This window comes from Mesorhizobium sp. RCAM 06353 (genome assembly GCF_059683585.1).
In genome coordinates, this window is record NZ_CM185031.1 from 6,285,097 (window position 1) to 6,297,226 (window position 12,130).

11 protein-coding genes are annotated in these 12,130 nt (G+C 64.6%); 1 reads left to right on the forward strand and 10 read right to left on the reverse strand.

From position 1 onward, the window contains the following. Window positions 1–21 precede the first annotated feature (21 nt). Both AC56QX_RS30500 and AC56QX_RS30505 read right to left on the reverse strand, forming a co-directional pair. On the reverse strand, window positions 22–1,410 hold the full coding sequence (locus AC56QX_RS30500; protein ID WP_497112267.1) for a sigma-54-dependent transcriptional regulator: 1,389 nt from the start codon (window positions 1,408–1,410) through the stop codon (window positions 22–24). Then, on the reverse strand, window positions 1,407–3,227 hold the full coding sequence (locus AC56QX_RS30505) for a sensor histidine kinase (RefSeq protein WP_497117975.1): 1,821 nt from the start codon (window positions 3,225–3,227) through the stop codon (window positions 1,407–1,409). The genes AC56QX_RS30500 and AC56QX_RS30505 overlap by 4 nt, the downstream gene beginning before the upstream one ends. 305 nt (window positions 3,228–3,532) lie before the next feature. Here AC56QX_RS30505 and AC56QX_RS30510 point away from each other — a divergent pair, with 305 nt between their 5' ends. Continuing rightward, window positions 3,533–4,861 (forward strand): dicarboxylate/amino acid:cation symporter, encoded by a 1,329-nt coding sequence (locus AC56QX_RS30510; protein WP_497112268.1) that lies wholly within the window; start codon window positions 3,533–3,535, stop codon window positions 4,859–4,861. A 71-nt stretch (window positions 4,862–4,932) separates the two neighbouring features. Here the strand turns inward: AC56QX_RS30510 and AC56QX_RS30515 are convergent, their stop codons facing one another. The 8 genes from AC56QX_RS30515 to AC56QX_RS30550 all read right to left on the reverse strand — a co-directional run bounded on the left by AC56QX_RS30515 (window position 4,933) and on the right by AC56QX_RS30550 (window position 12,035). Continuing rightward, on the reverse strand, window positions 4,933–5,952 hold the full coding sequence (locus tag AC56QX_RS30515) for an ROK family protein (RefSeq protein WP_497112270.1): 1,020 nt from the start codon (window positions 5,950–5,952) through the stop codon (window positions 4,933–4,935). Continuing rightward, window positions 5,949–6,671, reverse strand: a complete 723-nt coding sequence (locus AC56QX_RS30520; RefSeq protein WP_497112271.1) for a ribulose-phosphate 3-epimerase — start codon at window positions 6,669–6,671, stop codon at window positions 5,949–5,951. Before AC56QX_RS30520 ends, AC56QX_RS30515 begins: the two co-directional genes overlap by 4 nt. Further along, a complete protein-coding gene (locus AC56QX_RS30525; protein ID WP_497112273.1) occupies window positions 6,668–7,501 on the reverse strand; it encodes an alpha/beta fold hydrolase in 834 nt (277 codons plus the stop codon). Before AC56QX_RS30525 ends, AC56QX_RS30520 begins: the two co-directional genes overlap by 4 nt. Then, on the reverse strand, window positions 7,498–8,319 hold the full coding sequence (locus tag AC56QX_RS30530) for a sugar phosphate isomerase/epimerase family protein (protein WP_497112274.1): 822 nt from the start codon (window positions 8,317–8,319) through the stop codon (window positions 7,498–7,500). Before AC56QX_RS30530 ends, AC56QX_RS30525 begins: the two co-directional genes overlap by 4 nt. After that, entirely contained in the window at window positions 8,319–9,395 is a 1,077-nt protein-coding gene (locus tag AC56QX_RS30535) for a Gfo/Idh/MocA family protein (RefSeq protein WP_497112276.1), read from the reverse strand. The genes AC56QX_RS30530 and AC56QX_RS30535 overlap by 1 nt, the downstream gene beginning before the upstream one ends. Before the next feature lie 11 nt (window positions 9,396–9,406). Further along, window positions 9,407–10,228 carry a sugar phosphate isomerase/epimerase family protein gene (locus tag AC56QX_RS30540; protein WP_497112278.1) on the reverse strand — a complete coding sequence of 274 codons (822 nt, stop codon included), beginning with the start codon at window positions 10,226–10,228 and terminating at the stop codon, window positions 9,407–9,409. A 62-nt stretch (window positions 10,229–10,290) separates the two neighbouring features. Then, window positions 10,291–11,133 (reverse strand): carbohydrate ABC transporter permease, encoded by an 843-nt coding sequence (locus AC56QX_RS30545; protein WP_497112279.1) that lies wholly within the window; start codon window positions 11,131–11,133, stop codon window positions 10,291–10,293. Between the two features lie 5 nt (window positions 11,134–11,138). Next, window positions 11,139–12,035, reverse strand: coding sequence for a carbohydrate ABC transporter permease (locus AC56QX_RS30550; protein WP_477302156.1), 897 nt, complete (start codon window positions 12,033–12,035; stop codon window positions 11,139–11,141). Window positions 12,036–12,130: the final 95 nt, after the last annotated feature.

Below are 12,130 nucleotides of genomic sequence, written 5' to 3' on the forward strand. Positions count from 1 at the left end.
GAAGCGTGGGGCCCGCGCAATCTATGTCTGCTCTCGAACAGGCTGCGGATCGCCGCCATTGCGGAATTCGGATGCGGCAATGCCGTAGCGCTTGAGCTTGTCGTAAAAGGTCTTGCGCGGCACGCCGAGCGCGTCGATGGCGCCGCGCACATCGCCGCCATGGTCACGCAGCGCGTCGCGGATGAGCTGCGCCTCGTAGTGGCCGACGCGTTCGGGCAGCGAGGCGGCCGCTGGCTCCGGTGACTGCGGGGAAACAGCCTTCGTTTCGTCGTCCGGACCGAGGCCAAGTGCAACGCGATCGGCAAAATGGGCAAGCTCGCGCACATTGCCCGGCCAGGCATGCGACTGGAGATGATCGCTGACCGCGGCGTTGACCTTGGCAACCGGCCGGCCGAAGCGTTCCGCCGCCTTGCCGAGGAAATGGCCGAACAGCATCGGAATGTCGCCGCGCCGCTCACGCAAAGGCGGGATGCGCAGCGTCACCACGTTGAGGCGAAAATACAGATCCTCGCGAAAATCGCCGCGCTGGTCGGGCCGGCCGAGATCAACCTTGGTCGCCGCGACGACCCTCAGGTCGATGCGCCGGATCTCGTTCGAGCCAAGCGGCGTGAGGCTGCGCGTCTCGAGCACCCGCAACAGCTTGACCTGCAGGGCCGGCGGCATGGATTCGATCTCGTCGAGGAACAGCGTGCCGCCGCTGGAGTGTTCGACGCGGCCGATCCGTCGACGCTGCGCGCCGGTGAAGGCGCCGGCCTCGTGGCCGAACAGCTCGCTTTCGATGACGGTCTCGGGCAAGGCGCCGCAATTCAGCGCCACGAAGGGTTTGGCGCGGCGCCGGCCCCATCGGTGAAGCAGGTCGGCCACCACTTCCTTGCCGGTTCCGGTCTCGCCTTCCACCAGCACGTCGACATCCATGTCGGCGATCTGCCGCAAGGTCTCGCGCAGCCGCCTTATGGCCGGCGCTTCGCCGATCAGCGGCAGGCCGTCGGCGGCCAGAGCGGCTGCTTCGCGCAGCCGCCGATTCTCCATCACCAGCCGCCGCTTCTCGCTCGCCCGCTTCAGCGCCTCGACGAGGCGGTCGCCAGCATAGGGTTTCGGGATGAAATCGTAGACGCCATCCTTGAGCGCAGCCACCGCGAGATCGACATCGCCATGCCCGGTGACCAGGATCACGGGTATATCAGGGTCGATCGCCTTGATGCGATCGAAGAGCTGCAGCCCGTTCATGCCCGGCATGCGGATGTCGCTGACGACCACGCCGTCGAAATCCCTGTCGACGACGGCAAGTGCCGCCTCGGCGGCATCGCGGGCGACGACCGTGAAGCCGGCAAGTTCGAGCAATTGCGTGGTGGCGTGCAGAAGGTCGGCATCGTCATCGACGAGTGCGACCAACCCTGATTTATCGGTCATTCAATCCGCCTCAAATCGATGGTGAAGGACGCGCCTTTGGCGCTGTCAGGATCGAGCCGCAACGTGCCGCCCAATTCCTGGGCGATCTCCTGCGAGATCACCAGCCCGAGGCCGAGCCCCTTCTCCTTGGTGGTCTGGAACGGCATGAACAGATTGCCGGCCGCCTCCGGCCCGAGGCCGGGGCCATTGTCGCGCACCGAAATCAGCACCCGATCGCCGCGCTCGGCGAGTTGGATCTCGATGCGGGGATCGGATTGGTCCTTCATGGCGTCGAGCGCGTTCTGCAGCAGGTTGACCAGGATCTGCTCCAGCCGGATACGACTGGCCATCACCAATGGCGAGGCAGTGCCGCGCGGCTTGACGATGGTGACGCCGGAATCGCGGATGCGGCCGGACAGCAGCGACAGCGCGCCATCGATCGCCTCGCGCACCGGCAAGGGCGAAGCCGCAGTGCCGGGCCGGCGGGCAAAGGTGCGCAAGGTGCTGGTGATGGCGCCGATGCGTTCGGTCATCGAGATGATCGAGGTCAGATTGCCGCTTGCCGGTTCGGTCTTGCCGGTTTCGAGGAAGCGGCCGGCATTCTCGGCATAGGTGCGGATGGCGGCGACCGGCTGGTTGATCTCGTGTGCCACGCCGGCCGCGATCTGGCCGAGGATGGAAAGCCGATTGGCCTGGGCGAGATCGTCGCGCAGCCGGCGCACCTTGGCCTCTGCGCTCTCCCGCTCGGCGATTTCGCCGGCAAGCGCGGTGTTGGAGCGGGTCAGCTCGGCGGTTCGCGTCGACACGCGGCTTTCGAGCTCGGCATTCATACGCGCCAGCGCCTCCTGCCGCAGCAGGCGTGTGCGGCGGCGTCTTGTGAGCACGTAGGCAAGCAGACCGGTCAGCAGCAGCCCGAGCAGCGTGGTCAAACGTGCCGTGTTGGCGGCCGATGAGAGAGCGGCGTCCGCCGGTGTCAGCAGCCAGAGGCGCCAGCCGGGGACCGCACCGGGCAGATCCTGCACCACTTCGACGAACTGGCGCGGCTTGCCCGGGCTCTCTATCGTCGCCAGGCCGTCGCCGGCACCGCGCCGTATCGGCAGCGGTTCGAAGGCGGCGTCCGTCAGCTGAAGCTGCTCATGGGCAGCGGCGGCGTCTTGGGCGGAGAGCGGGGCCAGCGCGTGAAACCGCCATTCGGGCTGGCTGGTGGCCAGCACGACGCCGCGTTCGTCGGTGACGAAAACGAGAAAGCCACTGGAGCGCCAATTGGCTTCGACGCCGTCGAGTTCGACCTTCAGCACGGCGACGCCCAGCGGCTTGCCGTTGTCGTCGACCCGGCTCGAAAGATAGAGTCCCGGCCGGCCGCTGATCGTGCCGAGGCCATACTGGCTGGCGGAGCCCTTCGCCATCGCCTCGTTGAAATAGTGGCGGAAATTGTAATCGATGCCGACAAAGCTCGTCGGCTCGCCGGCATTGCTGGCTGATATCGCGATGCCTGCCGTATCGATGACATAGATGGCGGATGCCGAGGCATCGCCGGCAATCGCCTTGAGCTTGTCGTTAAGGGCCGCTTCCTGCATCTTCCCGGCCCGACGCAGCGCCCCGCGCACAGCATCGTCGCGGGCCAGCACCAAGGGAACCAGGCGCTGTTTTTCGATTTCGCCGGTCAGCGTTCCCGCTGCCAGCGGCAGAGCGGCAAGCGCTGTGTCGCGCAGATCATCGGTCGCCTGGCCGGTGGCGATGCGTCCCGCGATGACGATCGCGCCAGCCAGTATGGCCAAGGCGATGACCGCGACAAGCCAGCGGCCATCGCGCAGCCGGCCAACCGCCTCGCGCAGCAGTTCGCGGCCAGCAAACCCGGCTGAGCTGCTATCGGTGCCTGCTTGCAGCGTCTGCCCTCTCCCTTTGCTAGCGGCCTCGAGGTCACTGTAATGCGAAATTCCGCCCAGGCAAAATGTTTCGCGTGCGGAAATCCGCACAAACCTCCACCGAAGGGCGCCGAAGAATGCCCGGAATCCCGGGATTCCGGGCATTCCCCCATCTGGCACAGCGCTTGCAAAACTCCTTCCAGCGGCGGGCGACCGGAACGCCGCGATGGGAGAAGTCACGCAGGGCGGTTTCCGTCCATCCGGCCAGGGAGAGATCGATGCACATCGCAGACCAATCAGGCGCGCCCGCCGCGCAGCGCAAGCCTCTTTATGCCCAACTCTACGTGCAGGTTCTGGTGGCGATCACCGTCGGCATCCTGCTCGGCCATTACTATCCCTCTGTCGGCGAGAGCATGAAGCCGCTCGGCGACGCCTTCATCAAGCTGGTCAAGATGATCATCGCCCCGGTCATCTTCCTGACCGTCGCAACCGGCATTGCCGGCATGAGCGACCTGCAGAAGGTCGGCCGTGTCGCCGGCAAGGCAATGCTCTACTTCCTCACCTTCTCGACATTGGCGCTGATCATCGGCCTTGTCGTCGCCAATGTCGTGCAGCCGGGCGCCGGCTTCAACATCGACCCGGCGACGCTCGATGCCTCGACCGTCAACACCTATGCCGCCAAGGCGCATGACCAGTCGGTCACCGGCTTCCTGATGAATATCATCCCCGGCACGATCGTCGGCGCCTTCGCCGATGGCGACATCCTGCAGGTGCTGTTCTTCTCGGTGCTGTTCGGCATCGCGCTGGCGCTGGTCGGCGACAGGGGCGCACCAGTGCTCAACTTCCTGCAGGCGCTGATGGCGCCGATGTTCAAGCTGGTCAGCGTGCTGATGAAGGCAGCCCCGATCGGCGCGTTCGGCGCCATGGCCTTCACCATCGGCAAATACGGCATCGGCTCGGTCATCAACCTCGCCATGCTGGTCGGCACCTTCTACGCGACATCGCTGCTGTTCGTGTTCGTCGTGCTGGGTGCGGTCTGCCGCTACAACGGCTTCTCCATCCTATCGCTGCTGCGCTACATCAAGGAAGAGCTGCTTCTGGTACTGGGCACCTCCTCGTCGGAAGCCGCCCTGCCCTCGCTGATGGAGAAGATGGAAAAGGCCGGCGCCAAGCGCTCGGTGGTCGGCCTGGTCATCCCGACCGGCTATTCCTTCAACCTCGACGGCACCAACATCTACATGACGCTGGCCGCGCTGTTCATCGCGCAGGCGACGAACATCCATCTGTCGATGGGCGACCAGATCCTGCTGCTGCTGGTTGCCATGCTCTCGTCCAAGGGTGCTGCCGGCATCACCGGCGCCGGCTTCATCACCCTGGCCGCCACGCTTTCGGTGGTTCCCTCGGTGCCGGTCGCCGGCATGGCGCTGATTCTCGGTGTCGACCGCTTCATGTCGGAGTGCCGGGCGCTGACCAACTTCGTCGGCAATGCCGTCGCCACGCTGGTTGTCGCGCGCTGGGAAGGCGAACTCGACGAGGCCAAGCTGGCGAGAGCCCTGGCCGGCACGGCCGATGACAGCCTGCCGGCGGATGTCGTTCCCGCCGAGTAATCCAGGCGCTTGCACAGCAATGCAAATGGCCGGAGGCATCGCGCCTCCGGCCATTTTTTTACCTTGACGTGTCAGCCATTGAAGTCCCTCCGCGCTTCCGGGAACGTGCTTGGGCCGACCGGCATGCGGGCCGCCAGGCTGCCATCGTCGAACAGGACAAGGCTGGCGGCGCCGACCAGCCCGGCATGGCGGCCGAGCTGGGCCTGGACGACAGGCACGTCGCGATAGGCGCGCATGGCGCGCTGCCGGATGGTCGCCTCGATGACCGGATGCATCAGGTCGAGGCCATTGGCGATGCCGCCGCCGACGACCAGGACGTCGGGCGAATAAAGATGCAGGAGATTGGTGAAGCCGACGCCCAGCCAGCGCGCCTCCTCCTCGAGCAAGACGGCAGCAAGGTCGTCCTGCAGCCGCGCCGCCTCGACCACGTGACGACCGGTGACCTCGCCGTTGGCCGAAAGACGACGCAGCGTCGAGCCATCGAAGGCCGATGTCGCGGCATTGGCGCGGCGGCCAAGTGCCGTGCCCGAGGCGATGGCCTCGAAGCAGCCGACGACGCCACAGACGCAGCGCTCGCCCTCATTGGTGATGGTCATATGGCCGATCTCGGCGGCCAGCCCACGGCGGCCATGCAAGATGCGCCCGTCGGCAACGACACCGCCGCCAATGCCGGTGGAGACCGTGACGAAGACCAGCGAGCGGGCGCCATGGCCGGCACCGAAGCGCCATTCGCCGAGTGCTGCAGCGTTGGCGTCGTTCTCCAGCCGCACCGGCAGGCCGAGCCGGCGCTCGAGGATGTCGGCCAGCGGCACGTCCTGCCAGCCGGCCAGCGTCGGCGGCCCAACGGCAATGCCGGCCAGCGGATCGAGCGGTCCCGGCGCGCCGACACCGACGCCGACAATGGCGAGGCCTGGCGCCTCGGCATGCACGGTCGCGGCCAGCGCCTCGATCTGACCGATCACCACGTCGGGTCCGGCCTGCGCCTGTGTCGGCACCGCCGCGAAGGCCAGGATCTTGCCGTCACGGTCGACCAGAGCGGCACGAAGCTCTGTGCCGCCAAGATCGATCGCAAGGGCGGCTTCAGTGGTCATGCCGCAACCTTCAGACCATGCAGCCAGCCGATGCGGCCGGCGAGATCCTTGTCGCCAAAGGCGAGCGAACCCAGCACCACCGTCTCGGCGCCGGCGGCACGCAGCAAGGGCACCGTCTCGTGGCGGATGCCGCCGTCGGCGGCAAGAACCACTTCCGCCTCGCGGCCGGCCTTTCTCAGGATCGCACGGGCGGCGCCCAGCCTGTCGCAGGCCTTCTCCGACAGGCTCTGGCCCTTGACGCCGATCGCGGTGCCCAGAAGCGTGACGAAGGCGACCTCGGAGACAAAAGGCGTCACCGCCTCGACCGGCGTCTCCAGCCTGAGCACGACACCGGCTTCGGCGCCGAGTTCGCGTGCTAGCCGCACGGCGCGCAATCCCGCCTCGCCATTTTCGGCATGGACGCTGATCATGTCGGCGCCGGCCTCGATGAACTGGCGCGTCTGTGCCTCGACGATCGCGTCATCGACCATCAGATGGACATGGATGGGTTTGGCCGTCAGCCCCGCGATGCGGGCGACGAGATCGGGGAAGAACAGGAAGGACGGCGCGAAGTGGCCGTCCGCGACGTCGATGTGATGCAGATCGACATGAGGCTCGATCCGTTTCAGGTCGCTCTCGAAATTGGCGAGATTGGCCGACCAGAGCGAGAATTCGGCGATCAAGCGATCGCGCGGCAATGCGGCGATGGCGGCGGGGCCTGACAGGGGCTTTGAAGTCATGATGGGTCCTGCTTGTTGAAATGTCTGTCGAGAAAGCCGCCGATGGCGGCGCGGATTTCGGCGAAATGGCGATCCTTGTCTGTGGCTTTCGGTGTCACCTCGGCAAAGGCTGCGTCGGGGATGGTCTCGGCAAGCTCGCGCGCGGTCGCCAAGGGATGGACGAGATCGACGCCGCTGCCGATGACCAGCGTGGGTATTGCAAGGCCAGCGGCTTCGGCCCGCGTCACACCAGGCCCATCCTTTGCGATCGCCTGCATCACCTCGGCGAAGACGGTCGCGTTCTCACGTGCGAAAAAGCCGAGCAGCGAGGCGAGATTGTCCGGCGCCTCGGCGCGGAAACGGGTCGATGTCGCGGAGGACGCGAAGGCGTCGCGGGCTTCAGCCAGCGGAAGCCGGCGGATGAGTTCGGCCACTTCGACATAGGGGCGCATGTTCTGCGGCGCCGCGTCGAAGGCCCAGGCAGGGCGCACCAGCACCAAGCCAAGGACGCGGTCCGGATGGCGGACGGCAAGTCGCATCGCGATCGCCGCGCCCATCGAAATGCCGCCGACGACGAAGCGGTCGAGCCCAGCCGCATCCGCGGCAGCCAGCACATCATCGGCGAACATGGCGATCGAAAACGGACGCTTGCTGCCGGCACTGGCGCCGCCCTGCGCGCGGCATTCCACCGTCAGCCGGCGGCGTGACGGGCCATCGGGAAAATTCTGCGCCACCTGGGCGGCATCGCCGCCGAGGCCATGCTGGAAGACGGTAGAAAGCCCGCCCTGCCCCGTGTCGAAGACACGAAGAGCGGCATCATCGCGCAGCAGGATCGTCGGCGCCGCACTCATCGGAGCAGCCCTCGCAGGAAGGCGGCAACGCCCTGAGCCTCATCGGCGGACAGCCCGTGGGTGACGAGCGCCCCGTCGAAACCTACGGCCTTCAAACGCGCGACTAAATCCGGGAAGTCGACGATGCCTTGCCCTGACGTGGCGAAGCGGCCGTCACCATGGCGGTCCTTGGCGTGTGCCATTGCAATGTGGCTGGCGGCTTCGTCGATCGCGGCAGCGACGATGGCGCGTGCCTCGTCCGGCGTCGCGTGTTCGAACAGGTTCGCCGGATCGAGCACGATCTTGAGACGCTTCGAGCCCATATCGGCAATCAGGCGCGTCGCGTCCGTGGCCGAGGTGACGATGTTGGCCTGCTCGGGCTCGATACCGAGATCGACGCCGGCGTCTTCGGCCAGCGCCAGTGCCTTCGCCATCTCAGCAGCCATGTCCGACCAGGCGGCCGGTGTCGCATTGTCGGGATGATACGCCCATTGATCGGCTGCATTGCGCGAACCGGTGCAAAGCGTGACCAGCGGAATGCCGAGGGCTGCTGCCGTCTCGATGACTACGGCGAGACGGCGAAGGCCATCGTCGCGCACCGCCTTGTCGGGATGCGCCATGTTGTAGGTGCCCGACAGAGCGGCGAGCGAAACACCGGACGATCGCGCGGCGGCACGGATGTCCAGGATGGCTGTATCAGGCACGGCATCCGGCATCGACGGCAGGCCGGCGCAAGCGAGATTGAACTGGGTCGTCTCATAGCCCGCCTGCTTCACCGCGGCCAGCACGGCGGTCGGGTCAGCGCCGGGAAAAGTCTTGGCGAAGATGCCCAGACGCATCAGACCGCACCCGAAACCGAGGCGAGTTCGACCCGCTCACCAGTCTCGACAGAGCGGGCAATGGCGACCATGGCACGGATCGAGGCGATGCCGTCTTCGACATTGGCGCCGCGCATCGGCGTGCCGTTCAGCACCGTATCGGCAAGACCTTCCAACTGGCGGCGGAAGAAATGGCCGTCGGCGCCGAGCGGCTTGCGCGCGGTCGCATCCTTCTCGTGGAAGATGTCGACCTCGCTGGCACGAAAATACCAGGGATTGAAGGTTTTCGCGATCACCGAACCGTTCTCGCCATAGAGCTGGAAGCCTTCGTGCCAGTCCATGCGCACGGCGACGGTCAAGTCGAGATGGCCGAGCGCGCCGCTGGCGAACTCGGTCTCGACGAACCAGCAATAGGCGCCGAAGCGTTCGTTGAGGCGCGCGCGCACGGCGGTGATTTCGCCGCAGAGGAAACGTGCCGTGTCGACGAGATGCGAGCCGTGCGCCAGCATGAAATATTGCCTGAGATCGGCCTTGGGATTGCCTCCCGGCTTCCTCGCCAGCTTGCTGGTGACCGGCAGTGGCTGGATGGCGTCGGTGTTGGTGTAACGGTGGGTGGAATCGCAATACCAGGCCTTCAGCGCCAGCACCTCGCCCATCTCGTCGCGGACGAAGTCACGGGCCGCCTCCAGCGCCGGATCGAAGCGCTTCATGTGGCCGACCTGCAGCACCTTGCCCGAACGCTTCACCGCCGCCGCCAGCGCCTCGCCTTCCTCGACGGAGGTGCCGATCGGCTTTTCGCAGAGCACGTGCTTGCCGGCGTCGAGCGCCTTGATCGACATCGGCACGTGATAGGCATCAGAGGTGGCGACGATCACGGCTTCCAGCTCCGGATCGGCGAGCATGGCGTCGTAATCGGCATACATCTTTTGCGGTTCGTAGGTGGCGCCCATGCGGGCGAGCAGATCAGGCGCCGCGTCGCAGATGGCGTAGAGATCGGCATTGGCGGCCTTCGTGCAGGATTGCAGATGCGCGAACTGCGCGATGGGGCCGCAGCCGAGCACACCGACCCTGAGGCGTCTGTCTTGTTTCTTGATCATCGTCTCGTTCTTCAGGCGCCGTAGCTGCGCATTGTCTGGCGGTTGGTCTTGACCGCGCCGGCGGGATCGGCGGCGGCCGTGTCGGATTCCTCTTCAAGCACCAGCCAGCCGTTGAAGTGTGGCGCGGTGTTCGCGATCTCGATGACCGCTGATGTGTCGCAGACGCCTTGGCCCAGCATCGCCCAGGTGCCGTTGGCATCGACATCCTTCAGATGGATGTAGCGGATGCGGTCGCGATAGGTGCGCAGCGTGTCGGACATGTCCTTGTGGCCGCGCAATATATGGCCGGTATCCGGCACCCAACCGACGAGGGCTGGATCGAGCAAGGCAAAGATCTTGTCATAGTCGGCGCGGTCGAACAGCAGCGTGTTGTGGTGCGAGCTCGGATGCACCGCCACCTGGACGCCGGCCTTGCGACCGAGTTCGCCGGCCTTGTTGTAAACCTCGGCGGCGATGGCGAACTTGTCGTCGCGCGGCCCGTCGGACACCACGGTTGCCGACCCCATCGACACAAGCGCGCCGGGAAAGGCGGAAGCGAAATCGATCCAGCGCCGCGCCGCCTCGAGGTCGGCGCCGATCTCCTCCTCGAGCGTAAAACCGCTGTCCGAGCCGAAGGCGAAGGAAACGAGCGTCAGGCCGGACGACTTCAGCGCGGCGGCGAATTCCGACGGCCGGTCGGCGTAGCGGCCGATCATGGTGTCGGTGATCTCGATGCCGGAATAACCGCCATCGGCGATGGCCTTCAACAAATCGTCGGGGCCGCCGGTAAAACGGTCGCCCAGCATTTCCCAGGTGAAGGTCTGGCAGCCGACTTTGAGGTCTTTCACGTTCATCCTTTCAATCCTTGATACCGCTTATTACTTGATGCCACCTGCGTCGCCCTGGGAAGGACATCCTATTTGACCGAGCCGGCGGTCATGCCGGCGAGGAAGTACCTCTGGGCAACGAGGTAGATGATCAAGAGCGGTAGCGAGCCGAGCACGCTCATCGCCATCATCTGGTTCCATTCGAAGGCGTGCTGCCCCATCAACAGCTGGATGCCGATCGGGACGGTGCGCATCGAGGTCGACTTCGTCAGCGTCAGCGCAAAGAGAAATTCGTTCCAGCACAGAAGGAAGGTGTAGACCGACGTCGCCACGATACCTGGCAATGAAATCGGGACGACCACCCGCCAAAGCGCTGTCCAACTGGTGCCGCCATCGACAGCCACGGCCTCATCGAGATCGCGGGGCAAGGTGTTCAGATATCCCGTCATCAGCAGGATCGCGTAGGGCAGTGTAAACACCAGGTAAGTCAGGATCAGTGCGACGTAGGTATCGAAAATACCGTATGAGACGACAAGCCCGAAGAAGGGGATCAAAAGTGTGATCGGCGGAATCGTCTGTGTGCTGATGATGAGTGTGTTCAGGCTGCCCTTGCCGCGGAAGTTGAAGCGGCTGAACCCGTAAGCCGCCAGCAAGGCGATCAGCACCGTCAGCACGGTCACCGCTCCCGCCACGAAATAGCTGTTGAAGAAAAACCGTAGCTTTACCGGGTCGCCAAGGATGGCTGCATACGCTTCCAGCGTGAAGGCCTTTGGCAGGATGGTTGGTGGCAAGGCAAAGATTTCGGTATTCGATTTGAACGAACTGCTCAGCATCCAGTAGATCGGGAATGCCGCGAAAAAGAGCCCCACTGCAAGCGCTACATGGAGCGCGACGGTGATCAGCTTGTCTTTGCCAGAGTTTCGTTTCCTCATGGTGACTACCGAGCCTTCTGATAACGGATGTAGAACAGCGTCAGGCCGAGAGAGATCAACAAGATGACCACGGCACTCGCCGAAGCCTGCGACAGGTTGTAGCTCGAAAACGCCAGCTTGTAGGTGTAGGTGCTGAGGACCTCGGTCGAGTAGATCGGGCCACCGCCCGTCGTTATCCAGATCAACGGGAAGACCTGCATGGTCCAGATGAAGTCGAGCAGCGAGATGCTGATGATGATCGGCATCAGCTGCGGAATGGTGATGAAGATCAGCTTCTGGTAGGCTTTTGCCCCGTCGATATCGGCTGCTTCGTAGAAATCCTTGGGAATGCCCTGCAAACCCGCGAGCAGGCTGACCATGAAGAGCGGATAGCCCGCCCAGATGTTGGCGAAGGTGACGGCGTGCAGCGCGGTCTCAGGCGAAGAAAACCATTCGACCTTGGAACCGATGATGCCCAATTGCAGGAGAATGCTGTTCACGACGCCGTTCGGCTCGAGCAGCAGGCGCCAGATCACGGCGATAATCACCGCGGTGAACAGCCAGGGCAGTATGTAGAGCACACGCAGAATATTGCGCAGCATCGGATTGATGCGGTCGCTGTTCAGCATGAGCGCGAAGATCATGCCGATGGTCATGTGGAAAATGACACTCATGCAAGTGAAGTAGAGCGTGTGCCACAGCGAAGCCCAGAACACCGGATCGTTGAAGATCGCCTGGTAGTGTTTCAGCCCGGCAAAGGACGGGTCGCGACGCAGCACCGCGCTGTTCTGGAACGAATAGCCAATCACCGTCACCATCGGCAGCAGCATCAGAAGCCCGATGATGAGCAGCGAGGGCGACAGATAGAGGTAGGGTGCGACCGCTCGTTTCAGCTTGTGGTGGGAGCGCTTTTGCCGGGTCATGTGCCAACCTTGGGATACGCCTTCAAGAGAAGGTAAGCTTCTAAAACAGATCCATCTTCAAATTGCCGATCCGTTGTTGCCGGGTGGCCTGCCCG